The organism is Pseudomonas putida (genome assembly GCF_003228315.1).
Lineage (GTDB): Bacteria > Pseudomonadota > Gammaproteobacteria > Pseudomonadales > Pseudomonadaceae > Aquipseudomonas > Aquipseudomonas putida_S.
In genome coordinates this window covers 4311661-4337913 of sequence record NZ_CP029693.1, presented here as the reverse complement: position 1 = coordinate 4337913, position 26253 = coordinate 4311661, and the positions used below count along the sequence as shown (strand labels likewise).

Here is a 26253-nt window from a genome sequence, read left to right as displayed (position 1 = left end):
TTTTTGTTTGCGCAAATCGTCGGACAATCTATTCTTTTATTACCGATCCGGTAACGGTGTTTTGCTGCAAAGGCCCGGAATAGACGCCTCGATTGCGACCTTGGTAGCGGGACAGAAGTCGGCGCAATTCACTAGACTGCACGTCCTGCTACCCGTTACCCGAGATAACAATCCATGTACCGTGACCGTATTCGCCTGCCTTCGTTGTTGGACAAAGTGATGAGTGCTGCCGACGCTGCCGCTCTGATTGAGGACGGCATGACCGTCGGCATGAGTGGCTTTACCCGCGCCGGCGAAGCCAAGGCCGTCCCTCAGGCGCTGGCCGAGCGCGCCAAGGTCACGCCACTGAAGATCAGCCTGATGACAGGCGCAAGCCTGGGCAATGACCTCGACAAGCAGTTGACCGAAGCCGGCGTGCTGTCGCGACGCATGCCGTTCCAGGTCGACAGCACATTGCGCAAGGCGATCAACGCCGGCGAAGTGATGTTCATCGATCAACACCTCTCGGAAACCGTCGAGCAACTGCGCAACCAGCAATTGAAGCTGCCGGACATCGCGGTCATCGAAGCCGTGGCCATCACCGAGCAAGGTCATATCGTGCCAACCACTTCCGTGGGCAACTCGGCCAGCTTCGCGATTTTCGCCAAGCACGTGATCGTCGAGATCAACATGGCGCACAACCCGAACCTGGAAGGTCTGCACGACATCTATATCCCGACCTACCGCCCGACCCGCACGCCGATTCCGCTGGTCAAGGTCGACGACCGCATTGGCAGTACCGCCATCCCGATTCCAGCGGAAAAAATCGTCGCCATCGTGGTTACCAACCAGGCTGACTCACCATCCACCGTTCTGGCACCGGACGCCGAGACCCAAGCCATTGCCGACCACCTGATCGACTTTTTCAAACAGGAAGTGGCGGCGGGTCGCATGACCAATAAACTCGGCCCGCTGCAGGCCGGCATCGGCACCATCGCCAACTCGGTGATGTGCGGCCTGATCGACTCGCCGTTCGAAGATCTGACGATGTATTCCGAGGTGCTGCAGGATTCGACCTTCGACCTGATCGACGCAGGAAAGCTGAGCTTTGCTTCGGGCAGCTCGATCACCCTGTCGAGCCGGCGCAATGCCGACGTGTTCGGCAATCTGGAGCGCTACAAGGACAAACTGGTCCTGCGCCCACAAGAGATCTCCAACCACCCGGAAGTCGTGCGACGCCTCGGCATCATCGGCATCAACACGGCACTGGAGTTTGATATCTACGGCAACGTCAACTCCACCCACGTCTGCGGCACGCGGATGATGAACGGCATCGGCGGCTCGGGCGACTTTGCGCGCAACGCGCACCTGTCGGTATTTGTGACCAAGTCGATTGCCAAGGGCGGCGCGATCTCCAGCGTGGTGCCGATGGTCAGTCATGTTGACCATACCGAACATGATGTCGACATCCTCGTGACCGAAGTGGGCCTGGCCGACTTGCGAGGCCTTGCACCCCGGGAGCGGGCCCGAGTCATTATCGACAAATGCGTGCACCCGGATTACCGCCAGGCGCTGAACGATTACTTCACCGCCGCTTGCGCCGTCGGCGGACACACCCCACACATCCTGCGTGACGCCCTTAGCTGGCACATCAACCTGGAAGAAACCGGGAAAATGCTGAAGAAGTAATCACCTCAAAAACAGCTGGCGCAAACACAGTTGCGCCAGCTGGCTCACACATCCTCGCAATCCGTAAAAAACTGTACTGCTGTACCGGTCTTTTCCTACAGAAAACGCCTACCTGCGTCGACCATTCATGCTAAAACGCACCATTATGAGGCAGACAAGTACAGTTGCCTCAATTTAGACCAGTACACCCCCTATAAACAGTTAACTGAGCCCTCACAATACAGATGAACTGTATCTACAGAGGCTAGGCAAACAAGAGGAAGATGGGCACCAGTTAAACCACTACCTAATCCCGCCACAAGCGGAAGGATGACCACCATGGAACGTACACTCAGTTCCGATCTGTTCTTTCAAGACACTGCTGCAAAAACCCAGGCTTCCATGCCTCTGCGCGTTATCGCCAACCTGATGCTGTGGCAACGCCGCATCTCCAGCCGCCACCAACTGGCTCGTCTGGACTCGCGTCTGCTGGCTGATGCCGGTATCAGCGAAGCACAACGCTACGAAGAGCTGAGCAAGCCGTTCTGGCGCTAAGTGAGCGTCGCTGGCCCTGACCTCAAGGTCCACCGCCAGCAAACGAATTGAAAAAACAAAGCCCGTCGTGGGAAACCACGACGGGCTTTGTCGTTTCAAGAGCTTAAAAAGTAAAACAAGTACAGTTAAGGAATAAACATGATCTACCTGTACAGTTTAACTAATAGCGCTAGCTTGTCTGGGTACCTATAAGGAACAGATTGGCGGAGCCTCACCCACAGGCCTACTATCCATCCAGAACTTGGCGAACACGGAGTGTCTAACGCTCAACTCTCCAGACACCACGTCAATTTTCAACTGATTGATCCAAAGGAGTTACCCCATGTCCAGCCTTCGCCTGCTCAGCGCTGCAGCCCTGTTTGCCGTGGCAGCCAATGCCAGCGCAACCAGCTTCATCGTGACCACCGACGCCGTCGTCAATGCGCTCAAGGCCACATCCGATGCAACTACCAACGTGGTTTCGTCATCGTTCAAGGATGACAAGATCGTGCTCGCAGCCCGTGACGATGCCGCCAGCTTCGTCGCCACTGAGGGCGCCATTCGTGGTGTGAAACTGGAAAGCGCACTGGACCACATCCGTCACCAGGCGCCACAACTCAACGCAACCGATGCACAACTGGCACAAGCCATCCTGACGATCTAAGCGACCGAACCGAACCGGGGCACGCTACACGTGTCCCGCATCGGCGCTGGCTCTGGATCGGGCGTTGCGCTAGCCTTGGGACTCACGTTCAACCGTCGAGTCTCATGCGTTTTCTTTCAAATCTGCTCATCACTTCATGCTTGCTTGCAGCCAGCTGTTCGGGGTCGGCCTTTGCCTATGACGCCTTCAATCTGTCGACTCAAGGCATTGTGGTCAGCGGATATGCCACCAGCATGGTGACCGCCGCGCCCTTCGACCATAAAATGCTGCTCGCCGCCCGTGATGACGCTGCCGCGTACATCGCCAGCGACGGTCAACTGAGAGGCGCTCAACTGGAGTCTGCCCTGCGTTATCTGCGTCAGACCCAGCCGAAACTTCATGCCAGCGACCTTGAACTGGCACAAGCAATTCTCGTCCAATAGTTATCCCTGTTTTTTCCGGAGTTTTTCCATGCGTAGCCCGCTGATTGCCGCCACCCTCGGCCTGCTGTTGTTGGCCGGTACGGCCCAGGCCCATACCTTGGTTGCCACCAGTAACATGCTCATTCGTGCCACCCAACGCACGCTCGATTTCACCTCCGATACCACCACCTCGATCCGCGACTCGAAGATCGTCCGTGACGCCCAGGACGACGCTGCCAGCTTTGTCGCAACCCAAGGCGATATCCGTGGCGCTCACCTGGAAGCGGCCCTCGATATGTTGCGCACCCGCGTACCGGAAGCCCGCGACGCCAGTGATCAGGATCTCGCCGAAGCCATCCTCGCACTGTGAGGCCTGTACTCGCCTGGCTGCTGGCCGGGACGCTGTTGCTGATCGGCAGCAGCGCCCACGCCGGCCTTGAGCTGCATCTCAAGACTGACGGCCTGACTCCCGCCCAACAGCAAGCCAGCCAAGCGCTGCTCGATGAAGCCATGCAAGCGTTGCCGCCCAGCTTCATCGAACGGCTCGACCGGCGCATCGACGTCGGCTGGACCGATAACATGCCCGTCAATGCCTACGGGCAGGCGTCGCTGGTGTCGGAACTCGATCTGAACCGCAAACTGCTGGCCAGCCTCACGGATGGCACCGCCGCCAGCAAAAAAACCTATCGCCCGCACGGCACCGTGCGCCGGGAAATGCTCGCCACGGTCCTGCACGAGCTGACCCACATCTACGATCGATCACGCCTGTGGTCCAAGGCGGAACGCACGTTGATCCAACGCTGCACCCGCCTGGACAACAGCTCGGGACTGGTCGGCATTCCCGACGAATGCCGTAGCCAGCCCGGCCGCCGCTTTACCCTCAGCGACGACCCGCGCCTGCTCGACCTCGCCGGCTGGCAGCAATATGTCGGCCGTCGCGGCGAGCGCGAACAGCACAACCGCCAGATCGCGCGCAGCCCGGACATCTACGAGACGAGCAGCCCCAAGGAATTCGTCGCGGTGAACATGGAGTACTTCCTCCTCGATCCGAGTTACGCCTGCCGCCGTCCAGCGCTGTACCGCTACTACAAGGAACATTTCGGCTGGGCACCCGCTGCAAAGGACGCCTGCAGCAAAACCTTCGCCTTCCTCAATGCCGGCAACGACTTCGCCAAGACGCCGCTGGGTCAGGTCGACCCGGAGCGCGTGTACGCCGTCGACTATCTGCTGGCCGAGGCCAATCAGAACTGGGTCAGCCGCTGGGGGCACAGCATGTTGCGGCTGGTGATCTGCAAACCGGGACGCCCACGCGGCCCTGATTGTCGGCTCGACCTGGACCAGCATCTGGTGCTGTCCTACCGCGCCTTCGTCGGCGACGTGCAGCTGTCGAGTTGGGATGGGCTGGTGGGCAAATACCCTTCCCGTCTGTTCGTGCTGCCGCTGGCCCAGGTGATCGATGAATACACCAAGACCGAACTGCGCAGCCTGGCCTCAGTGCCGTTGAACCTGTCGCGCGATGAAATCGAAAACATGGTGGAACGCGCCGCCGAGATGCACTGGAGTTACGACGGCAACTACTTCTTCCTCTCCAACAATTGCGCGGTCGAGGAGCTGAAACTGCTGCGCGTCGGCACTGGCAATTCAAAACTGGTCGCCCTGGACAACATCATGCCCAACGGCCTGCTCGAAGTGCTCAAGGGTCGGGGATTGGCCGATACCAGCGTGCTGGACGATCCCAAGGAAGCACTGCGCCTGGGCTATCGCTTCGACTCCTTCCGCGACCGCTATCAGGCCATGTTCGAGGTATTGAAAAAACGCCTGCCGATCAAACAGGACAAGGTCGAAGACTGGCTGGACCTGAAAGCCCAGGAGCGCCGCCAATGGTTCGAACAGGCGGATTTGCGCGCCAGCGCCGCCCTGCTACTGCTCGAACAAGCCAGCTTCCGCCGGCAACTATTGCTGGCTCAGGATGAAGTGAAGCAACGCTACCTGGGTGCCCGAGAGCTGAAAAACGGCGGCATGGACAGGGCCAACCAGACCCTGCGAGAAATCCTCGACAACAGCGGCTTCCTCAGCCGCCCGGCCGAACTGCTCGGCAGCGGCGGCTATGGCCTGCCGCAACCGAATGAATGGCAGCGCCTGGAATCGGAAAGCAGCGAGCGTCAGAAACAGTTGCTGCGGTTGAGCGGCGATCTGGATAAGGAAGTACGGGCGCTGCTGGAACCGGAGCGAGCGGCGGAGATGGCGGCCAATGAGGAGAACGTGAAACAGATTGGCGAGCATCTGCGCAAACTGCACAAGGCTTCGGGGGGGTTGGAGTTACCTTGATATCAACGCTCAAATGAGCGCGGAAGGTAAACCCGCTGAATCGCGAAACGGAAACCCTTGATGAGTGTGCACCACTCATCAAGGGTTTCTCTTTTGGCACGCCATGACTCGCAGCACACCACCTGAAGCAAAAATCTCACAGGTTCTCTTCTCTCTTTCTGAGGTGCGCGTAGGAAACGTCTGAACTTACCCCAATTGCCTTGAATTGTGTCTTTGCCGCCGTACCTTGCGTGACGCCTACTTGATCCCGAGTGGGTGTCTCGCAACGTAATAGACAAGGAACGCAATCAATGGATAAAGGCTATTTCATTCGCAAGGGCGACAAGACCACCTGCGGTGGCGAGGTGATGGACGCCGATACACGGGTCTCGATGTTTGGCATCGCCCATGCTCGCGCAGGGGATCCGGTCACCTGCGGCAAGGACGGCAAGACCTACCACATTGAGGGCGGCATTTCATTCATCAACAGTCATGGACGATTGGTTGCGGGCACGCTGGACAGCGTCAGCAGCTGCCCCTGTACAGCCGAGCTGATCCATTCGTTTACCCAGCACAAATATGAGTCCCGCCGCGCCACTTCACTGCGAGCCGCTCTGACTGGAGCTCAGCCAGCCCCATCACCGAGTGAATTCGTAGCCTCGTATCCATCGGGCGTCGTGACTCGGCGAAACAATCCGCTACCCGAGCGCGCCAACGACACGCCGGCGGCGGAGCCCGGCTTCTACATCGTTCCCAAGAGCACGACCCGCGAACAACTGGAATCCAGTCTGTTCACCCTTCGTGATCCGGCGGTGATGGGCAAATTCAAGTTGCTCAATCCCAACTTGGGGGATGTGAAAGCCGGCTCGATGATCGTGCTCAGTGATCCGAACAATTACCAATGCACCCGGCAAGAAGTCTTGCTCATGGATGTGGCGGCGAAGACCAACCGGATTATCGAAACGCTCAGTGCACAAGAGGCGGACTTTCTGGCGCAACACCGCGACACGCTCCAGGCATTCCTCGGTTATGGCTCGAACGCAATCGGTGTCGGCGCGAGCATCTTCAAAAACAATCTGGATAACGTTGGCCAGGCCATCAAGGATCTCGAAGAGTTGCAGCAAAAAACGCTGCAAAGAGATGGAAACCTGCGCTCGCCGAAGTTTTTCGCAGAACGCCAACGCCTGCTGGCGCAACTCAATACCCATTTGACGAAACTGACCCGCAAGAGCATCGGGATGCCTGACCATGTCAACTTGAAAAAGAAGTTGGGGATTTCCAGTCAAAGCCTGGTGCACCTGTGGACCGAGGCCAGTCCGACGGGGCAGATACCGGGGCATGCGACTCATCTTGAGGGGGTGGCGAAGGCTTCTAAGTACGTTAAGTACGGGGGTTGGTTGGGGACGGCGATTGGTGGAGGAGCGTCTGCGTTGAAGATTCAGGAGGTATGCACTGCGGGAAACACCGAGGCGTGTGAGCGAGTTAGGTTTACTGAGGCGGGCAGTTTTACTGGAGGAGTTGTAGTTGGTGGTATTGCGGGTGCGGCTCTCTCAACCACGACTGTCGGAGTAATTTGTGTGGGATTGAGTGTTCCAACAGGCGGATTGGGGATGTTGGCCTGCGGCATTCTTGTTGCGGGTGCAGGCTCATATGGTTCAAGCGCTCTTGGGGGGATTGCAGGTGAAATGATCGGCGAGAGGATTTTTGAGGCGACCCAATGAATATCAGCTTTGCAGATGCACTGTTCGTAATCGTTGGGCTGACAATTGTTGGCGGAGCACTGATTGTTTTTGGGATTGCACTGTACTTGGGATACACCAAGGGAGATGTCCTATCGGATCACTTCAAAAACAGCTCTTCACTCATAACTCTACCGGCGCGCATCGATAAAGGGCTTAGAGGTAAAGTTCGGCTGGTTTACTCAGTATCCAGTGTCGTTACGTTTCCCCGCTTATTTATGAAACGCGGCCTCGTCAGTGCTGAAGATATCGACGAATTCCCCAATGACCTCAGACGCAAACTTGTAATGCTGCAATGGAGTTTGCTGACGCTACTCACTGGCTCGGTAGTACTTGGTTTGATTGCGGCGTCAGGAGTTGTCTGACAGCTGTTCAAGTGCAGTTTTAAGTCACAAAAAATGGGCACCCAACCACGTTGGCGTGCCCATTTTTCATTCCGCTCCCCCGCCATGCAGGGTCGGGAAACAGATTACGGATTGACGCTGTCTTTCAACGATTTACCTGGCTTGAATGCAACGGTGTTGCTGGCCTTGATCTTTACGGGTTCACCGGTTTGCGGGTTTTTGCCGGTGCGGGCACCGCGGTGGCGTTGCAGGAAGGTGCCGAAACCTACCAGCGTCACGCTGTCTTTACGGTGCAGGGCGCCGGTGATTTCTTCGAGAACGGCGTTGAGGACGCGGTTGGCCTGCTCTTTGGTTAGGTCTGCTTTTTCAGCAATAGCGGCGGCGAGTTCTGGTTTACGCATGTTAGTGAAGCCCCTTTGACGGTTTTTTGTTGTTATGTCCGTGCTGCTCTCTGCGGAGCAGCGCCCAAAGCGCCGCAGGTGCTCTACTCTGCGGCAGACGGGAGTGAGGATGGCACGCACCGAAGAGCCGCGCCAGTATCGATCAGGCCTTTATCGGGTCAACTTGAGGGTGATTCCGACAGAACGACCGGTATTTACGCCAGCAGTGCCGGAAGCTCCTTGTTCAGGGCCAGTTTTTCCATCACCGCAGCCCCCGTAAGGGCATAACCAAGCAGTTTGCCGCTGGCATCGCGACACAGCGCCTTGATATCGGTGCCTTGCCCTTCCACCGTCCAACTGCCCTCCAACCCCCGTGGCGGTGGGGACACCACCAACGGGCACACCGGGGTTTTCACGGTGATTGGCATTGGGCCGTAGTTGACCGCAGTCGGGTTGCCGGCGAGGGTCTGCGCCAGCGCCCGGGCGCAGCTCATCAAAGGCATGACGTACAGCAGATTCAGCCCATCGACCTCGGCGCAGTCGCCCAGGGCGTAGATGTTGGCGTGGGAAGTTTGCAGGTGACGATTGACCATTACGCCGCGATTGACCTGCAAACCCGCCGCCGCAGCCAAGTCGATGCGCGGACGCAGGCCAATGGCGGAAACCACCACGTCACAGGCAATGATCTGGCCGTCGGAAAGGTGAGCTTCCAGGCCACCGGCGACTCGTTGCAGGCGGTTGAGCACCGGCCCGAGATGAAAGCGAGCACCAAGGCTTTCCAGGCCTGCCTGCACCGCAGCGGCCGCCGCCGGGTGCAGCAGGGTCGGCATGACCTGCTCGCACGGTGCAACCAGTTGCACCTCATAGCCGCCCAGGCTCAGGTCGTTGGCGAATTCGCAGCCAATCAGTCCCGCGCCGAGCAACAACACACGGCGCTTGCCGTCCGCCGCCGCACGAAAGCGCGCGTAATCTTCCAGGTCATTGATCGGGAATACGCAATCTGCAGCGTCACCTTCGATGGGCACCCGCACGGTTTCCGCGCCCCAGGCCAGGATCAAGTCACGGTAATGCACCGCTTCTTCACCAATCCACAGACGTTTGTGGCCCGGGTCGATGCCGCTGATGCGGGTGTGGGTCCGCACTTCGGCCTTCAATTGCTCGGCCATTGCGCCGGGCTCGGCCATGCTCAATCCATCGGCGTCTTTGTTTTTACCGAAACCGGTGGACAGCATCGGCTTGGAGTAGGAGCGCCCGTCATCGGCGGTAATCAACAGCAGCGGGGTTTCACCATCGAGTTTGCGAAACTCCCGGGCCAGGTTATAGCCCGCCAGGCCGGTGCCGACGATTACGACAGGTGCGTTCATTCCCTACTCCTTTGTCAAAGTCTTAGTTGATTTCGATCATTTCGAAATCCATTTTGCCGACGCCGCAATCCGGGCACAGCCAGTCTTCTGGCACGTCTTGCCACAGGGTGCCCGGCGCAATGCCGTCATCCGGCCAGCCGTCGGCCTCGTTGTAGATCAGGCCGCAGACCACACATTGCCACTTTTTCATTCAGGTACTTCCTCAGGGTTCAGGCTTGTGCCGGCGCGAACGGTCGATGATTGAAGCGCTGCCGTCCGGCTCAGGGCGTTTTGTACTGATGGGGGCAGCCGGATGCAAGCCTGTTCGGCGCAACCGGCTGCCGGATCACTCAAATTTATAAGCTGACATGTTAAGCTCGCCGCCTCATTTGCTGCCAATAATGACTCACTGTGCCGCACTCAAACTCCCCCCGTTCGGCCCCGCCCTGGCTCCCTCAAAGCCTGCTGATGCCCCTCCCCGACCCGTTTACCCTCGACTGGCTGTTCGACGAAGGATCGCTGACCCGACGCCTGACCCGCCTGTCGAATGACGGCTTCAGCGTCACGCCGCTGTTCGAAGGCTGGCAAACCCTGCGCGACGATGAATGTCTCGCCCTGGACCTGGCCGAAGGCAGCGAAGGCTGGGTGCGCGAAGTGTATTTGCGCGGGCATGGCGAGGCCTGGGTGTTCGCCCGCAGCGTTGCCGCACGCAGCGCGTTGCAGGGCGACGGCTTGCATATGGACGAGCTGGGCAGCCGCTCACTGGGCGAACTGCTGTTTTGCGATCACGCCTTCCAGCGCCGCGCCATCGAGGTTTGCCACTATCCTCAAGCATGGCTGCCCAACGAAGTCAGCGCGCCTGAACTGTGGGGTCGCCGCTCGCGCTTCGATCGCGGGACGCTGAGCGTGCTGGTGGCCGAAATCTTCCTGCCGACCCTGTGGAGCGCCGCCCGCGCCCAAGCGGAGAACTGCTGATGTACCAGAGCCTGCTCAAGTCCCTGAATCGCGTGAACCCTCGGGCCTGGGACTTCATTCAACTGACGCGCATGGACAAGCCGATCGGCATTTACCTGCTGCTGTGGCCGACGCTATGGGCGCTGTGGATTGCCGGCAAGGGCTCGCCGTCGCTGGCCAATATCGTGATCTTCGTCCTCGGTGTGGTGCTGACCCGCGCCGGCGGCTGCGTGATCAACGATTGGGCAGACCGCAAGGTTGACGGTCATGTGAAGCGCACCGAGCAACGGCCGCTGCCGAGCGGCAAGATCAGTTCCAAAGAAGCGCTGGTGTTCTTCGCCTTGTTGATGGGCCTGAGTTTCCTGCTGGTGCTGTGCACCAACGCGGCAACCATCTGGTTGTCGTTCGGCGGCCTGGCGCTGGCGTGCACTTATCCGTTCATGAAGCGCTACACCTACTACCCGCAGGTGGTGCTGGGCGCGGCGTTTTCCTGGGGGATGCCGATGGCATTCACCGCCGAAACGGGTGAACTGCCCGCAGCGGCGTGGCTGCTATGGATCGCCAACCTGATGTGGACGGTGGGCTACGACACCTATTACGCGATGACCGATCGTGACGACGACTTGAAGATTGGCGTGAAATCCACGGCGATTCTGTTTGGCGAGGCGGACCGGGTGATCATCCTGACCCTGCAAAGCCTGGCGCTGGGTTGCCTGCTGTTGGCCGGTTCGAAATTCGAGCTGGGCGGCTGGTTCCACCTGGGCCTGGCCGTGGCGGCGGGATGCTTTGCCTGGGAGTTCTGGTACACCCGGGGCAAGGACCGGATGCGCTGTTTCAAGGCGTTTTTGCACAACCACTGGGCGGGCTTGGCGATTTTTGTCGGGATCGTGCTGGATTACGCGTTGCGCTAGATCGCTTTTGCAGGAGCAAGGCTTGCCCGCGATGGCGATTTTGAAGGCGCTATCGCGAGCAAGCTTTGCTCCTGCAGATAAGCGCTGTCGTTACTTCTGCGACTCGTGAACGACGTGCCAGACGTCCTTCATCTTGTCGCCCGTCATGTCGCCAGGCGCCTTGTCCTTGATGAAGGTGTACAGCGGCTTGCCGTCGTAGGCGTATTGCATATGCCCATCGTCACGCTTGATGACGGTCCACTTGCCTTCGGCCTTGGCGCCCGCCGGGGCCATCATTGGCGGCCAGTTCTTGGCGCACTCGTCATTGCACATCGACTTGCCACCGGAGTCCTTGTCGAACGTGTAAAGGGTCATGCCCTTGTGATCGACCATCATCCCGTCTTTCATCATCGCCGGCTCAGCGGCGAAAGCCAGTGTCGGCAGCGTTAGCGCAGCAGTGACCAGCAGAGCCTTCCAGGATTGAGCAACGTGCTTCATGGAAACCTTCCTTTTGTGGTTGTCAGGATTCGGACTTAGAGCTTAGTTCAGGTTCGTGACAATCGCCGGGCGGCTAAAATACTGTCACACGACTGCAATAATTCCGTTATCTAATGCGGCGCAAGACAGTTAAATGACAAGAGGGTTAAGGCATGGTTGGCAGGAGCATTCTGATCGTCGACGACGAAGCGCCTATTCGCGAAATGATCGCCGTTGCATTGGAAATGGCCGGCTATGACTGCCTGGAGGCCGAGAACTCCCAGCAGGCCCACGCCATTATCGTTGACCGCAAGCCGGACCTGATCCTGCTCGACTGGATGCTGCCCGGCACCTCCGGTATCGAGCTGGCCCGCCGCCTCAAGCGCGATGAGCTGACCGGGGATATCCCGATCATCATGCTCACCGCCAAGGGCGAAGAGGACAACAAGATCCAGGGCCTGGAAGTCGGTGCCGACGATTACATCACCAAACCCTTTTCCCCTCGCGAACTGGTTGCGCGCCTGAAGGCCGTACTGCGCCGCGCTGGCCCGACCGATGGCGAAGCGCCGATCGAAGTCGGCGGCCTGCTGCTGGACCCGATCGGCCACCGCGTGACCATCGATGGCAAGCCCGCGGAAATGGGGCCGACCGAATACCGTCTGCTGCAATTTTTCATGACCCACCAGGAACGCGCCTACACCCGTGGCCAGTTGCTGGATCAGGTCTGGGGCGGCAACGTGTATGTCGAGGAGCGCACCGTCGACGTACACATCCGTCGCCTGCGCAAAGCCCTCGGCGATGCCTACGAAAATCTGGTACAAACCGTGCGCGGCACCGGTTACCGCTTTTCTACAAAAGCCTGACCCGGACCTCTCCCGCTTCAGAAGTAGACAAGGAAGCGCGTTAAAGTGAACCAAAACTGGCATGGCACCCTGATTCGCCACATGCTGCTACTGGTCACCGCTTGCCTGGTGATCGGCTTGATCACCGGCTACTACGGCTGGAGCCTCGCTGCCGGGCTGGGTATTTACCTGGCCTGGACCCTCAAACAGCTGCTACGTCTTCACGAATGGCTGCGCCTGCACAAACCCGATGAAGCACCACCCGATGGCTACGGCCTGTGGGGCGAGGTGTTCGACAGCATCTACCACCTGCAACGTCGTGACCAACGAGTACGCGGGCGCCTGCAAGCGGTGATCGACCGGGTTCAGGAGTCCACCGCGGCCTTGAAAGACGCAGTCGTCATGCTCGACACCGACGGCAACCTGGAATGGTGGAACCGCGCCGCCGAAACCCTGCTGGGCCTCAAGACGCCCCAGGACAGCGGCCAACCGGTGACCAACCTGGTGCGCCATCCGCGCTTCAAGGAATACTTCGAGCAGGACAACTACGCCGAACCGCTGGAAATCCCTTCGCCGACCAACGATCGGATGCGCATCCAGCTGTACATCACCCGCTACGGCAACAACGAGCACCTGATGCTGGTGCGCGATGTCACGCGCATCCATCAGCTCGAGCAAATGCGCAAAGACTTCATCGCCAACGTTTCCCATGAGCTGCGCACGCCGCTGACGGTGATTTGCGGCTACCTGGAAACCCTGCTCGACAACGTCGAGGAAGTGAACCCGCGCTGGACCCGCGCCCTGCAGCAAATGCAGCAACAGGGCGGACGCATGCAGACCCTGCTCAACGACTTGCTGTTGCTGGCCAAGCTTGAAGCCACCGATTACCCCTCGGACAACCAACCGGTGGCCATCGACGGTCTGCTGCAATCGATCAAGAGCGATGCACAGCAGTTGTCGGGGCAGAAAAACCAGCGCATTACCCTCGAAGCCGATCCGACCATTCTGCTCAAGGGCAGCGAAGCGGAACTGCGCAGCGCCTTTTCCAACCTGGTGTTCAACGCGGTGAAATACACCCAGGCCGAAGGCAATATCCGCATTCGCTGGTGGGGTGACGAGCAAGGTGCGCACCTGAGCGTGCAGGATTCCGGAATCGGCATCGACGCCAAGCACTTGCCACGCCTGACTGAACGCTTCTACCGCGTCGACTCCAGCCGCAACTCCAACACCGGCGGCACCGGACTCGGCCTGGCAATCGTCAAACATGTGCTGCTGCGCCATCGCGCACGCATGGAGATCAGCAGCGTGCCCGGCCACGGCAGTACCTTTACCTGCCATTTCGCCCCCGCCCAGGTCAGCAAAACCCGGGTAATCAGCACCGCCGACTGATACCGGCCAGCACTGCCCACTAGGCAATCGCCAAGTCAGCCGCTACATTGGCTGACTTGCGCCTGCCTTTTCAGGCGCACTTTTTTCTTTCCATTCGAATACACGGAACCCGCAAAACTCCATCATGGACCCTTCCCCTGGCTTGACCCTCGCAACAATATTCGCCGACTTCGGCATGATTCTTTTTGCTCTGATCCTGGTTTTGCTCAACGGATTTTTCGTTGCGGCGGAATTTGCCATGGTCAAGTTGCGCTCGACCCGTGTCGAGGCCATCGCTGAACAGCACGGCTGGCGCGGGCACATCCTGCGCACCGTACACAGTCAGCTCGATGCCTACCTGTCGGCGTGCCAGTTGGGTATCACCCTCGCCTCCCTGGGCCTGGGTTGGGTCGGTGAGCCGGCCTTCGCGCACCTGCTCGGTCCGGTGCTGGAAATGGTCGGCGTGCAATCGGCGGAGGTGGTCAAGGCGGTTTCGTTCTTCACCGCGTTCTTCATCATTTCGTACCTGCACATCGTGGTCGGCGAACTGGCGCCGAAATCCTGGGCCATCCGCAAACCGGAGTTGCTGTCGTTGTGGACGGCCGTTCCGCTGTACCTGTTCTACTGGGCCATGTACCCGGCCATCTACCTGCTCAACGCCAGCGCCAACCAGATCCTGCGTATCGCAGGGCAAGGCGAACCTGGCCCGCACCACGAGCACCATTACAGCCGCGAAGAACTGAAGCTGATCCTGCACTCCAGCCGGGGTCAGGACCCGAGCGACCAGGGCATGCGCGTATTGGCCTCGGCGGTGGAAATGGGCGAGCTGGAAGTGGTCGACTGGGCCAACTCCCGCGAAGACCTGGTGACCCTGGAGTTCAACGCACCGCTCAAGGAAATCCTGGCGATGTTCCGTCGCCACAAGTTCAGCCGTTATCCGGTGTACGACAGCGAGCGCCAGGAGTTCGTGGGCCTGCTGCACATCAAGGACCTGCTGCTGGAACTGGCGGCCCTGGACCACATTCCCGAGTCGTTCAACCTGGCTGAACTGACCCGTCCGCTGGAGCGTGTATCCCGGCACATGCCGCTGTCGCAACTGCTGGAACAATTTCGCAAGGGTGGCTCGCACTTTGCCGTGGTTGAAGAGGCCGACGGCAACATCATCGGCTACCTGACCATGGAAGACGTGCTGGAAGTGCTGGTGGGCGACATTCAGGACGAACACCGCAAGGCCGAGCGCGGCATCCTCGCCTACCAGCCGGGCAAGTTGCTGGTACGTGGCGACACACCGCTGTTCAAGGTCGAGCGCCTGCTGGGAATCGACCTGGATCACGTCGAAGCCGAAACACTCGCCGGGCTGGTCTACGAGAGCCTCAAGCGGGTGCCGGAAGAAGAAGAGGTGCTGGAAGTCGAGGGTTTGCGGATCATCATCAAGAAGATGAAAGGACCGAAGATCATTCTGGCCAAGGTGTTGATGCTGGATTAATTGCACTACCTGTAGGAGCAAAGCTTGCTCGCGATGATGGCGGAACATCCGATATTGGAGTAACTGACACACCGCTATCGCGAGCAAACTTTGCTCCTACGGCTTGCCCAACGCAAAGTTGGGCAACGCCCCCACCGGCTGTTTGAACCGGTACGGTATCGACACCAACCCCATCCCCGTATTGCGCTGCACCACGAAGTGCAGATGCGGCCCGCTGCTGTTGCCGGTATTGCCGGACAGCGCCAAAGCACTGCCCACCGCCACCCGCTGCCCCTCGCGAACGCACACCGAACCTTTTTTCAGGTGCAGGTACACACCCATGGTGCCGTCATCGTGCAGCACCCGCACGAAATTGCCTGAGGGGTCGGAGCCGCGCCCGGTCTGGCCGTTTTCGGTTTTCACCACCACCCCGCCCCTTGCGGCGATGATCGGCGTGCCTTCGGGCATGGCGATGTCCATGGCGTAGCGGTTCTTCGGCCCGTAGTGGCTGTATTGGCCGTTGGCGCCCTGACTCAGGCGAAAGGGTCCGCCACGCCAGGGGAACGGGTATTGATAGGCCATGGCAGCCCCTGACGGGTCCCCTAGGAAGTACTGGAAGCTTGGGGTGTATGTCAGCGGCTTCCCGGGCCGCGTCGCCTTGAGCAGCGCCAGGCGAATGCTGCTGCGTGCCGGCATCACCCTGCGAATCGGTCGACTCGGCCCGCCGCTGACATTGTTCAGGCCGGCGAAACTCAACTCGATTTCTACCGGCGCATACAGGTCATTGCGCACGAACACGCTGTCCATGCCCTTGAGCTTCTTGATATCGAGGTAAACCTGACGCTCCAGGTGTTCGACCATCTGATCGCGAAAAACGAAGACCTTCGCGCCCTTGGTGGGACGATCACTGTAGGAGACCACGCCATTGGCGTCTTTTGAGGTGTAGATCGTCATGGCCACAGTCGGGGTGGAGGCCACGATAAGACCACAGAGAAAAAACAGGCGCGCGAGCATGGGCAGAAGTCTGTCGAGTAAGGCCTGGGAGTGAGCCTAGCAGTCGGAATTGACCGGCGTAGTCGGCAGATGTTTCAGGAGGGGTGGGTCAGAGTGATGTGTGGTGTATGTAATGGCCCCTTCGCGAGCAGGCTCGCTCCCACATTGGAATGCATTTCAACTGTGGGAGCGAGCCTGCTCGCGATGACGGACCAACAGGCGACGAAAATCACGCTCCTGGAATGAAGTGCTTCTGCGCAGTACCCCGCGCAATCAATCGCGAAATGTAATCAAGCTTCTGCGCATCCTGATCGACAAAGCGGAAGGTCAGCTGCAGCCATTCGCTGTCAGGCTTCTGCTCATGGGCGACGATCGCATGCAGATAACCGTTCAGACGTGCCGTCTCAGCACTCTCGCCCTGCTCCAGGTCAAGCACCGCGCTGTCGAGCACTTGCGGCAGGCTCTCGGCACGCTTGACCACCAGCAACGCCTCCTTGAGGCTCAAGGCCTTGATCACGCATTGCTGGATGCCGTTCGGCAAGCGCAGTTGCCCTTGACCACGCCCTCCCCCGGCTGCCGCAGCGGCGACAGGCGCCTTGACCGGCGGGCTGTTGAGCAAGCCACCGCGCGATGGGGCCGCGGCCGCAGGCGCTGCGGGGGCAGCGACAGTCGGCGTCGCCACGGGCGCCTTGCCACCGGTCAACGCATTCAGCGAATCATTGGCGTACGCCGAGACGGTTTTGGTGCTGGCGGTGTTGATCAAGGCATCGAGCTTGCCGACCTTGTGCAGCGCCTGCTTGACCTTGGTGATCAGTTGCTCGTTGGTGAACGGCTTGCTGACGTAGCCAGACACACCCGCCTGGATCGCCTGAACCACGTTCTCCTTGTCGCCACGACTGGTCACCATGACGAAAGGCATGCCTTTGAGGCTTTCCTGCTCACGGCACCAGGTCAGCAGTTCCAGACCCGACATTTCCGGCATTTCCCAATCGCACAGCACCAGGTCGAACGCTTCCCGAGCCAGCAGGGCCTGAGCCTTTCTGCCGTTGACCGCATCTTCGATGCGCATGCCCGGAAAATAATTGCGCAGGCATTTTTTCACCAGGTCACGAATGAACGAGGCGTCGTCCACGACCAATACACTGACCTTACTCATCCAACACCCCTTTAAAAAATCCCGGCCAGCATACCGCTTTACTGATAGCACTTTGCCAAAAAACCTTCAGTCACGCCGGGACTTTTCGTTCGCGGGTGCTGCTTTTCGAATTCGAGAGCCACAAATGAAAACGCCCGGCCATAGGGCCGGGCGCGTCCAGGGGCAACCTTACTTATCGTCAGCTTTGCCCGGAACATTAGCGGTTTCGCCGCTTGTTCCTTCAACTTCTTCTTTCATGCGCTTGAGGCCCAGGTGACGCACGTCGGTACCGCGCACCAGGTAAATCACCAGCTCGGAAATGTTGCGCGCGTGGTCGCCGATACGCTCCAGCGAACGCAGCACCCAGATGATGCTCAAGACCCGCGAGATAGAGCGTGGGTCTTCCATCATGTAGGTTGCCAGCTCGCGCAGGGCGGTCTTGTATTCGCGGTCGATGATCTTGTCGTACTGCGCCACCGACAACGCCAGGTCGGCGTCGAAACGGGCGAACGCGTCCAGGGCATCGCGCACCATGTTGCGCACTTGGTCGCCGATGTGACGCACCTCGACGTAACCGCGTGGCGCTTCGCCTTCTTCGCACAACTGAATGGCGCGACGGGCGATCTTGGTCGCTTCGTCACCGATGCGCTCCAGGTCGATCACCGATTTGGAGATGCTGATGATCAGACGCAAGTCCGACGCCGCCGGTTGACGACGGGCCAGGATGCGCAGGCACTCTTCGTCGATGTTGCGTTCCATCTGGTTGATCTGGTCGTCGATCTCACGCACCTGCTGCGCCAGACCGGAGTCGGCTTCGATCAGCGCGGTGACCGCGTCATTGACCTGCTTCTCGACCAGCCCGCCCATGGCCAGCAGGTGACTACGCACCTCCTCGAGCTCGGCGTTGAACTGCTGGGAGATGTGGTGTGTAAGGCCTTCCTTAGAAATCATGTTGTCTGCTCCGCAAAAGCTGTGAGCTGCAAGCTACAAGCTGCAAGCTGATGTGTGTCGAACCCGAACCGCCAATACTTGCCGCGTGAAGCTTGCGGCGTGTAGCTGCTGCTAGCCGTAACGACCGGTGATGTAGTCTTCGGTCTGCTTCTTCGCCGGGTTGGTGAACAGCGTGTCGGTATCGCCGAATTCCACCAGTTTGCCCATGTACATGAACGCCGTGTAGTCGGAAACCCGCGCGGCCTGCTGCATGTTGTGGGTCACGATGACGATGGTGAACTTGGATTTCAGTTCGTAGATCAGCTCTTCGACTTTCAGCGTGGAGATCGGGTCGAGTGCCGAGCACGGTTCGTCGAGCAGCAACACTTCCGGCTCAACGGCGATGGTGCGAGCAATCACCAGACGCTGCTGCTGACCACCGGACAGGCCCAGTGCCGAATCGTGCAGGCGATCCTTGACCTCATCCCACAGGGCCGCGCCTTTCAACGCCCACTCAACGGCTTCGTCGAGCACGCGCTTTTTGTTGATGCCCTGGATGCGCAGGCCGTAAACCACGTTCTCGTAAATGGTTTTCGGGAACGGGTTCGGCTTCTGGAACACCATGCCGACGCGACGGCGCAGCTCGGCCACGTCTTCGCCCTTGCGGTAGATGTTGTTGCCGTACAGGTTGATTTCGCCTTCAACACGGCAGCCATCGACCAGGTCGTTCATGCGGTTGAAGGTACGCAGCAGGGTCGACTTGCCGCAGCCGGACGGGCCGATGAAGGCAGTCACGCGCTGTTTCGGAATGTTCATGCTGACGTCGTACAGCGCTTGTTTCTCGCCGTAGAACAGGCTCAGGCCCGGCACTTCGATGGCTACGGTTTCCTGCTCGAGGCTCAGGCTCTGTTTGTCGCGACCCAGGGCCGACATGTTGATGCCGTGGGTATGTGCTTCGTGCTGCATGGGAGGCTCCCTGTGCTAACAAATTCGGTTCAATTGGCCGCGGGCATCAAGGCCTGCGGTGGCACCGCTCTTGTGGGAGCAAGGCTTGCCCGCGATGGCGTCCTTGAAATCGCCATCGCCAGCAAGCTGTGCTCCTACAGGGAGCGGCGGCGGTATCAGCTATCCAGCGCCTTGTACTTCTCGCGCAGGTGGTTACGGATATAAACGGCCGACAGGTTCAAGGTCGCGATCACCAGCACCAGCAGCAGCGCCGTGGCGTACACCAGCGGCCGCGCGGCTTCTACGTTCGGGCTCTGGAAGCCGACGTCATAAATGTGGAAGCCCAGGTGCATGATCTTCTGGTCCAGGTGCAGGTACGGGTAGTTGCCATCCACCGGCAGCGACGGCGCCAGCTTCACTACACCCACCAGCATCAGCGGCGCCACTTCGCCCGCGGCACGGGCCACGGCGAGGATCATGCCGGTCATCATGGCCGGGCTGGCCATTGGCAGCACGATCTTCCACAAGGTTTCCGCCTTGGTGGCGCCCAGTGCCAACGAACCTTCACGCACGGTGCGAGGAATCCGCGCCAGACCTTCTTCAGTGGCCACGATCACCACCGGCACCGCCAGCAGCGCCAGGGTCAACGAAGCCCACAGCAGGCCCGGCGTACCGAAGGTCGGTGCCGGCAAGGCTTCGGGGAAGAACAGCCGGTCAAGCGAGCCACCCAGCACGTAGACGAAGAAGCCCAGGCCGAACACGCCGTAAACGATGGCCGGTACACCCGCCAGGTTGTTCACCGCGATGCGGATCACCCGGGTCAGCGCGTTCTGCTTGGCGTATTCACGCAGGTACACCGCCGCCAGCACGCCGAACGGGGTCACGATCATCGCCATGATCAGGGTCATCATCACGGTGCCGAAGATCGCCGGGAAAATACCGCCTTCGGTATTCGCTTCACGCGGGTCGTCGCTCAGGAATTCCCAGACCTTGTTGAAGTAGAAACCGACCTTGGTAAAGGTGCCCATGGCGTTCGGCTGATAGGCGTGAACCACTTTGCCCAGGCCGATTTCGACTTCCTTGCCGTTGGCATCACGGGCGGTCAGGCTGTCGCGGTTGAACTGTGCATGCAGGTCGCTCAGGCGCGCTTCCACGTCCTGATAACGGGCATTGAGCTCGGCGCGCTCGGCATCCATGTCCGCTTGCGCGGCCGGGTCGAGCTTGCCTTCCAGTTCCAGTTTGCGGCCGTGCAGGCGGATGCGCTCGAGACCGGCGTTGATCGCGCCGATGTCGGTTTTTTCCAGGGTCTTGAGTTGCGCGGCCAGCTGGTTCACGCGGTTGATCCGCGCTTGCAGCTCAGGCCATGCCGCCTCGCCTTCAGCGATGACTTTGCCATCCTGTTTGACGTTGACCAGGTAACCGTAGAAGTTGCCCCACTCGCGACGTTCGATGGCCATCAGCTCCACCGGCGTTTTCTGATTGGTCAGCCACTCGCCCACGATCCAGGTGAAGTCGTTGCCGTTCAGGTCACGGTTGCCGACCTTGATCAGCTCGCGGGTCATGAACTCCGGACCTTCGTCCGGAACTGGCAAGCCAGCACTCTTCAGGCGAGCGCGCGGGACTTCTTCCTTCTGCACCACTTCACCGATGACCAGGTGATTGGCCTGGCCCGGTACGTCGTAGCTGGCGTGGATCAGATCCGCCGGCCAGAAGTGACCCAGACCGCGCACGGCGATCACCGCCAGCAGGCCAATGGTCATGATGACCGCAATGGACACCGCGCCACCGCTGATCCAGACGCCTGGGGCGCCGCTCTTGAACCATCCTTTCAAGGAGTTCTGTTTCACAGACTTCTACCTTTCTTAAAGCGACGAGTATTTCTTGCGCAGACGCTGACGAATCAGTTCCGCGAGGGTGTTCATGACGAAGGTGAACAACAGCAGCACCAGCGCCGAGAGGAACAGCACGCGGTAGTGGCTGCCGCCGACTTCCGACTCGGGCATTTCCACCGCGACGTTGGCGGCCAGGGTGCGCAGGCCTTCGAACAGGTTCATCTCCATGACCGGGGTGTTACCGGTGGCCATCAGCACGATCATGGTTTCACCGACCGCACGACCCATGCCGATCATCAGCGCCGAGAAAATGCCCGGGCTGGCGGTGAGGATCACCACGCGGGTCATGGTCTGCCACGGCGTGGCGCCGAGGGCCAGGGAACCGAGGGTCAGGCCGCGAGGCACGCTGAACACGGCGTCTTCGGCGATGGAGTAGATGTTCGGGATCACCGCGAAGCCCATGGCCAGACCGACCACCAGTGCGTTGCGCTGGTCGTAGGTGATGCCCAGGTCGTGGGAGATCCACAGACGCATGTCGCCACCGAAGAACCAGTTCTCCAGGTACGGGCTCATGTACAGCGAGAGCCAGCCCACGAACAGGATCACCGGAATCAGCAGGGCACTTTCCCAGCCATCAGGGACTTTCAGGCGAACCGACTCAGGCAGGCGGCTGAAGGTGAAGCCGGCGACCAGAATGCCGATCGGCAGCAGCATCAACAGACTGAAGATGCCCGGCAGGCGTCCTTCCACATATGGCGCAAGGAACAGACCGGCGAAGAAACCGAGGATCACCGTCGGCATCGCTTCCATCAGCTCGATCACCGGCTTGACCTTGCGGCGCATGCCCGGTGCCATGAAGTACGCGGTGTAGATTGCAGCGGCGACGGCCAGAGGCGCGGCCAGCAGCATGGCGTAGAACGCGGCTTTCAGGGTACCGAAGGTCAGCGGCGACAGGCTCAGCTTGGGTTCGAAGTCGGTGTTGGCGGCGGTCGATTGCCAGACGTACTTAGGTTCGTCGTAGTTCTCGTACCAGACCTTGCTCCACAGCGCGCTCCACGACACTTCCGGGTGCGGGTTGTCCAGCAGCAACGGATGGATCTTGCCGCCGGCTTCCACGATCACGCGGTTGGCCCGTGGCGACAGACCGAACAGGCCCTGGCCTTCGACCACCTGGTCGACCAGCAAGGTGCGATGCGCGGTGCTGTGGAACACGCCGAGCTTGCCCGATGCATCCAGAGCAACGAAGCCCTTGCGGCGCTCTTCAGCGGTGATTTCCACGATCGGCGTCGTGCCCATCTGGAAGGTGCGGATCTGCTTCAGGCGTTGCTCGCCATCGTGATCACGAGCCATGAACCACTGGGCCAGGCCACCCTTGGAATCGCCGACGATCAGCGAAATACCGCCGACCAGCTGAGTGCTGGCGGTGACTTGGGCGTCAGCGTCTTCCAGCAGTTTGTAGCGGCCATTGAGGCTCTTGTCGCGCAGGTTGAACACGTCGGCCTGGGCACGACCGTTGACCACGTACAGCCACTGCTGGCGCGGGTCGACGAAGATGTTCTTCACCGCTTCAGTCATTTGCGGCAGGTCGATGCGCTTCTGCTCGTTGGTGACTTCGCCGGTCATCATGTTTTCTTCGCTGGTGAGCGACAGAACATTGAGTTGCGAACCGGTGGCACCGACCAGCATCAGGGTCGAGTCGGTAGCGTTGAGGCTGACATGCTCCAGCGCACCGCCGGCTTCGTTCACCGCGATAGGCGCTTCGCCGTATGGATACTCGACGGCCGGTGTGATGGTCTTCTTGCCGTCCGGATAGCTGACTTTATAAGTGTGACGGAACACCAGGGCCTGGCCGTTGGACAGACCTACTGCAACCAATGGGTGACCTGGCTGGTCTTCGCCGATGGAAGTTACGGTAGTCCCGGCTGGAACAGGCAGATCGACGCGCTTGAGTTCAGCGCCACTGTCGATGTCGAAAAACAGTGCCTGGCCCTTGTCGGAAACCCGCATGGCCACCTGGTTCTGTTCTTCCAGGGAGATCATCAGCGGCTTGCCGGCATCTTGCATCCAGGCAGGCGAGATGGCGTCCTTGGACGTCAGGCTGGCACCCTGGAACAGAGGCGCGACGACGTAGGCAAGGAAGAAGAAAATCAGGGTAATCGCACCCAGAACAGCGAGGCCGCCCACAAGGACGTACCAGCGGGTCAGGCGATCTTTGAGCGCGCGAATGCGACGCTTGCGTTGTAGCTCAGGCGTATTGAAATCAATTCGCTTGGGGGGATTTGTAGTCATGTTGGAATTGGCCAGATCATTCATTCGCACACCCTAGCGATCCTGTATGACAGAAAGATGACAGTGCTGAGACGCAACTAATCCGCCGCTGGCGTAACCAGCAGTGGATAGGAATTGGGAAGTGAATGGAGGCGGCTCCTGCCGCCCCCAGTCGGAGTCCGGGTGGGGTTCACCCCGGACTCAATTTGTTACTTTTTTGCGACTTCAGCGCCGCCTTCCGCCAGACCCAGGTCAGCCAGTGCTTTTGCAGCAACCTTGGCTGGCAGTGGGATGTAGCCGTCTTTCACTACAACTTCCTGACCCTGTTTGGACAGAACCAGTTTCACGAACTCGGCTTCCAGCGGGGCCAGAGGCTTGTTCGGGGCTTTGTTGACGTAGACGTACAGGAAGCGGGACAGCGGGTACTTGCCGTTCAGGGCGTTTTCTTCGGTGTCTTCGATGAAGTCAGTGCTGCCTTTCTTGGCCAGGGCCACAGTCTTCACGCTAGCGGTCTTGTAACCGATACCCGAGTAACCGATGCCGTTCAGCGAGGAGCTGATCGACTGCACGACCGAAGCCGAACCTGGTTGCTCGTTCACGTTAGCCTTGTAGTCGCCTTTGCACAGGGCTTCTTCCTTGAAGTAGCCGTAGGTGCCGGATACCGAGTTACGACCGAACAGTTGAACCGGCTTGTTGGCCAGGTCGCCGGTCACGCCCAGGTCGCCCCAGGTTTTCACTTCGGTTTTAGCGCCGCACAGACGAGTGGACGAGAAAATCGCGTCAACTTGTTCCATGGTCAGGTGCTGGATCGGGTTGTCCTTGTGCACGAATACAGCCAGGGCGTCCACGGCAACCGGGATAGCGGTTGGCTTGTAGCCGTACTTCTGTTCGAAGGCAGCCAGTTCGGTGTCCTTCATCTTGCGGCTCATCGGGCCCAGGTTGGAGGTGCCTTCAGTCAGCGCAGGTGGCGCGGTGGCGGAACCGGCGGCCTGAATCTGGATGTTTACGTTCGGGTATTCTTTCTTGTAGTTCTCAGCCCAGAGGGTCATGAGGTTGGCAAGGGTATCGGAGCCGACGCTGGACAGGTTGCCCGACACACCAGTGGTCTTGGTGTAGCTCGGGATAGCAGGGTCAACAGCGGCAACCGCGTTGGCGGTCGCAACGCCAGCAGCGACAAAAGTCATTGCCGCCATCAAACGCTTCAGTTTCATGCCTTACTCCTAGCAGATAGGGTGTGTTAATTCGGGGCCAAGTATCAGCAGGCCGTGTGAACACTCTATGGCTGAAATATGACAATTGGATGAAAGGCCAGTATTCGGCTTCTACAAGATATTTCGCGCGCTCCAATCGCGAGCAGGCTCGCTCCTACAGAAGATCCGTGTTGAACACAGAACCCATGTAGGAGCGAGCCTGCTCGCGATGACGCCAGTAAAGACGATGAAGAAGTTCGCCCTAGCGCCCTTTCTTCCAGAGATACGCCCCTACCAGAATCCCGACCCCGCACAGCACCGCCACATAGTAAGCAGGCCCCATCGCGCTTTCCTTGAGCAGCAGGCTGACGACCATCGGCGTCAGGCCGCCGAAAATCGCGTAAGCGACGTTGTAGGAAAACGACAGGCCGCTGAAACGCACCACCGGCGGGAACGCCTTGACCATCACATACGGTACGGCGCCGATGGTACCCACCAGCAGGCCGGTCAGGGCGTACATCGGGAACAGCCAATCGGGATGGTCGGCCAGGCTGTGATAGAAGGTCCAGGAACTGACCAGCAACGCGGCACAGCCGAACACAAAGACTTTACCGGCACCAAAACGGTCCGCCAGCGCACCGGAAATCACGCAACCAAAGCTCAACAACACAATGGCCACGCTATTGGATTGCAGGGAGGTGGTTGGCGAAAAGTGATAGACCGTCTGCAGCACGGTCGGGGTCATCAGGATCAGTACCACGATCGCCGCCGACAGCAGCCAGGTCAGCAACATGGAAATGGCGATGGCGCCGCGATGATCACGCAGCACCGCACGCAATGGCACTTCCTCGGCCAGAGCCTTGCGCTGTTGCAGTTCGGCGAACACCGGGGTTTCGTGCAGCCAGCGGCGCAGGTACACCGAGAACAGACCGAACACACCGCCCAGCAGGAACGGGATCCGCCAGGCGTAATCCGACACTTCCACCGGGGTATAAATGCTGTTGATCGCCGTGGCGACCAAGGAGCCAAGCAGAATGCCCGCCGTCAGGCCACTGGTCAGGGTGCCGCAGGCATAGCCGATATGGCGTTGCGGCACGTGTTCGGAAACGAAGACCCACGCGCCTGGTACTTCACCACCAATCGCCGCGCCCTGGATCACCCGCATCAGCAGCAACAGGATCGGCGCCCACATGCCGATCTGCGCATAGGTCGGCAGCATGCCCATGATCAGGGTCGGTACGGCCATCATGAAAATGCTCAGGGTGAACATCTTCTTGCGTCCCAACAGGTCACCGAAGTGCGCCATCACGATGCCGCCCAGCGGCCGCGCCAGGTAACCGGCGGCGAAGATGCCGAAGGTTTGCATCAGGCGCAGCCACTCGGGCATGTCCGCCGGGAAGAACAGCTTGCCCACCACCGTGGCGAAGAACACGAAGATGATGAAGTCGTAGAACTCCAGCGCACCGCCCAGAGCGGACAGCGAGAGGGTCTTGTAGTCGCTGCGGGTCAGCGGGCGTGCGGAGGGGGTTGGCTGCGCGATACTCGAGGGCGCTGGGGTCATGGCAAAGGTTTCTCTTATAGTCAGGTCTGTCGCCCCAACAACGC

General features: G+C 59.7%; 25 protein-coding genes. 13 read left to right on the top strand and 12 right to left on the bottom strand.

Annotation, left to right across the window (positions count from 1 at the left end):
* Positions 1 to 174: 174 nt before the first annotated feature.
* From DKY63_RS20345 to DKY63_RS20310, 8 genes are all read left to right on the top strand, one after another.
* Positions 175 to 1668, top strand: coding sequence for an acetyl-CoA hydrolase/transferase family protein (locus DKY63_RS20345; protein ID WP_110965724.1), 1494 nt, complete (start codon positions 175 to 177; stop codon positions 1666 to 1668).
* Positions 1669 to 1986: 318 nt separating this feature from the next.
* Complete coding sequence (locus DKY63_RS20340; RefSeq protein ID WP_077047090.1) at positions 1987 to 2202, top strand: DUF1127 domain-containing protein; 216 nt, start codon at positions 1987 to 1989, stop codon at positions 2200 to 2202.
* Between the two features lie 322 nt (positions 2203 to 2524).
* The gene (locus DKY63_RS20335; RefSeq protein ID WP_110965723.1) at positions 2525 to 2845 is read left to right on the top strand and encodes a DUF2388 domain-containing protein; all 321 of its coding nucleotides are present in this window, start codon (positions 2525 to 2527) and stop codon (positions 2843 to 2845) included.
* 104 nt (positions 2846 to 2949) lie between these two features.
* Positions 2950 to 3267, top strand: coding sequence for a DUF2388 domain-containing protein (locus DKY63_RS20330; protein ID WP_110965722.1), 318 nt, complete (start codon positions 2950 to 2952; stop codon positions 3265 to 3267).
* Positions 3268 to 3295: 28 nt separating this feature from the next.
* Positions 3296 to 3616: a DUF2388 domain-containing protein gene (locus DKY63_RS20325; protein ID WP_110965721.1), complete on the top strand. Its 321-nt coding sequence runs from the start codon at positions 3296 to 3298 to the stop codon at positions 3614 to 3616.
* A complete protein-coding gene (locus DKY63_RS20320) occupies positions 3613 to 5574 on the top strand; it encodes a DUF4105 domain-containing protein (protein ID WP_110965720.1) in 1962 nt (653 codons plus the stop codon). Before DKY63_RS20325 ends, DKY63_RS20320 begins: the two co-directional genes overlap by 4 nt.
* Before the next feature lie 290 nt (positions 5575 to 5864).
* Complete coding sequence (locus tag DKY63_RS20315; RefSeq protein ID WP_110965719.1) at positions 5865 to 7274, top strand: PAAR domain-containing protein; 1410 nt, start codon at positions 5865 to 5867, stop codon at positions 7272 to 7274.
* Positions 7271 to 7657, top strand: coding sequence for a hypothetical protein (locus DKY63_RS20310; protein WP_110965718.1), 387 nt, complete (start codon positions 7271 to 7273; stop codon positions 7655 to 7657). The genes DKY63_RS20315 and DKY63_RS20310 overlap by 4 nt, the downstream gene beginning before the upstream one ends.
* Positions 7658 to 7761: 104 nt before the next feature.
* Here the strand turns inward: DKY63_RS20310 and DKY63_RS20305 are convergent, their stop codons facing one another.
* The 3 genes from DKY63_RS20305 to DKY63_RS20295 all read right to left on the bottom strand — a co-directional run bounded on the left by DKY63_RS20305 (position 7762) and on the right by DKY63_RS20295 (position 9570).
* Positions 7762 to 8037 (bottom strand): HU family DNA-binding protein, encoded by a 276-nt coding sequence (locus DKY63_RS20305; RefSeq protein ID WP_003213368.1) that lies wholly within the window; start codon positions 8035 to 8037, stop codon positions 7762 to 7764.
* Between the two features lie 194 nt (positions 8038 to 8231).
* Positions 8232 to 9380: an NAD(P)/FAD-dependent oxidoreductase gene (locus tag DKY63_RS20300; protein ID WP_110965717.1), complete on the bottom strand. Its 1149-nt coding sequence runs from the start codon at positions 9378 to 9380 to the stop codon at positions 8232 to 8234.
* A gap of 22 nt (positions 9381 to 9402) precedes the next feature.
* Positions 9403 to 9570: a rubredoxin gene (locus tag DKY63_RS20295; RefSeq protein WP_007954349.1), complete on the bottom strand. Its 168-nt coding sequence runs from the start codon at positions 9568 to 9570 to the stop codon at positions 9403 to 9405.
* A 257-nt stretch (positions 9571 to 9827) separates the two neighbouring features.
* On the opposite strand from DKY63_RS20295, the gene DKY63_RS20290 reads away from it, so the two are divergent.
* Positions 9828 to 10334 carry a chorismate lyase gene (locus DKY63_RS20290; protein WP_204354249.1) on the top strand — a complete coding sequence of 169 codons (507 nt, stop codon included), beginning with the start codon at positions 9828 to 9830 and terminating at the stop codon, positions 10332 to 10334.
* Positions 10334 to 11224, top strand: coding sequence for a 4-hydroxybenzoate octaprenyltransferase (ubiA, locus tag DKY63_RS20285; protein WP_110965715.1), 891 nt, complete (start codon positions 10334 to 10336; stop codon positions 11222 to 11224). The genes DKY63_RS20290 and ubiA overlap by 1 nt, the downstream gene beginning before the upstream one ends.
* Positions 11225 to 11314: 90 nt before the next feature.
* On the opposite strand, the gene DKY63_RS20280 is transcribed toward ubiA, so the two are convergent.
* Positions 11315 to 11701, bottom strand: a complete 387-nt coding sequence (locus DKY63_RS20280) for a COG4315 family predicted lipoprotein (RefSeq protein WP_110965714.1) — start codon at positions 11699 to 11701, stop codon at positions 11315 to 11317.
* Between the two features lie 152 nt (positions 11702 to 11853).
* Between DKY63_RS20280 and phoB the strand changes: the two genes are divergently transcribed.
* From phoB to DKY63_RS20265, 3 genes are all read left to right on the top strand, one after another.
* The gene (gene phoB / locus DKY63_RS20275) at positions 11854 to 12543 is read left to right on the top strand and encodes a phosphate regulon transcriptional regulator PhoB (RefSeq protein ID WP_034149326.1); all 690 of its coding nucleotides are present in this window, start codon (positions 11854 to 11856) and stop codon (positions 12541 to 12543) included.
* 81 nt (positions 12544 to 12624) lie between these two features.
* A complete protein-coding gene (gene phoR, locus DKY63_RS20270; protein WP_239499415.1) occupies positions 12625 to 13911 on the top strand; it encodes a phosphate regulon sensor histidine kinase PhoR in 1287 nt (428 codons plus the stop codon).
* A 124-nt stretch (positions 13912 to 14035) separates the two neighbouring features.
* A complete protein-coding gene (locus DKY63_RS20265) occupies positions 14036 to 15376 on the top strand; it encodes a hemolysin family protein (RefSeq protein WP_110965712.1) in 1341 nt (446 codons plus the stop codon).
* A 96-nt stretch (positions 15377 to 15472) separates the two neighbouring features.
* Here DKY63_RS20265 and DKY63_RS20260 read toward each other — a convergent pair whose 3' ends face one another.
* The 8 genes from DKY63_RS20260 to DKY63_RS20225 form a co-directional block, all read right to left on the bottom strand.
* Positions 15473 to 16369 (bottom strand): peptidoglycan DD-metalloendopeptidase family protein, encoded by an 897-nt coding sequence (locus DKY63_RS20260; protein ID WP_110965711.1) that lies wholly within the window; start codon positions 16367 to 16369, stop codon positions 15473 to 15475.
* A gap of 208 nt (positions 16370 to 16577) precedes the next feature.
* A complete protein-coding gene (locus tag DKY63_RS20255) occupies positions 16578 to 17504 on the bottom strand; it encodes a response regulator (protein WP_110965710.1) in 927 nt (308 codons plus the stop codon).
* A gap of 168 nt (positions 17505 to 17672) precedes the next feature.
* Positions 17673 to 18434: a phosphate signaling complex protein PhoU gene (phoU, locus tag DKY63_RS20250; protein ID WP_095194608.1), complete on the bottom strand. Its 762-nt coding sequence runs from the start codon at positions 18432 to 18434 to the stop codon at positions 17673 to 17675.
* A gap of 111 nt (positions 18435 to 18545) precedes the next feature.
* Complete coding sequence (pstB, locus tag DKY63_RS20245) at positions 18546 to 19379, bottom strand: phosphate ABC transporter ATP-binding protein PstB (RefSeq protein WP_110965709.1); 834 nt, start codon at positions 19377 to 19379, stop codon at positions 18546 to 18548.
* 155 nt (positions 19380 to 19534) lie between these two features.
* On the bottom strand, positions 19535 to 21205 hold the full coding sequence (pstA, locus tag DKY63_RS20240) for a phosphate ABC transporter permease PstA (RefSeq protein WP_110965708.1): 1671 nt from the start codon (positions 21203 to 21205) through the stop codon (positions 19535 to 19537).
* A gap of 15 nt (positions 21206 to 21220) precedes the next feature.
* Positions 21221 to 23503, bottom strand: coding sequence for an ABC transporter permease subunit (locus tag DKY63_RS20235; RefSeq protein WP_110965707.1), 2283 nt, complete (start codon positions 23501 to 23503; stop codon positions 21221 to 21223).
* A 164-nt stretch (positions 23504 to 23667) separates the two neighbouring features.
* On the bottom strand, positions 23668 to 24669 hold the full coding sequence (locus tag DKY63_RS20230; RefSeq protein WP_110965706.1) for a phosphate ABC transporter substrate-binding protein PstS family protein: 1002 nt from the start codon (positions 24667 to 24669) through the stop codon (positions 23668 to 23670).
* Positions 24670 to 24910: 241 nt separating this feature from the next.
* A complete protein-coding gene (locus DKY63_RS20225; protein WP_110965705.1) occupies positions 24911 to 26209 on the bottom strand; it encodes an MFS transporter in 1299 nt (432 codons plus the stop codon).
* Between the last annotated feature and the right edge of the window lie 44 nt (positions 26210 to 26253).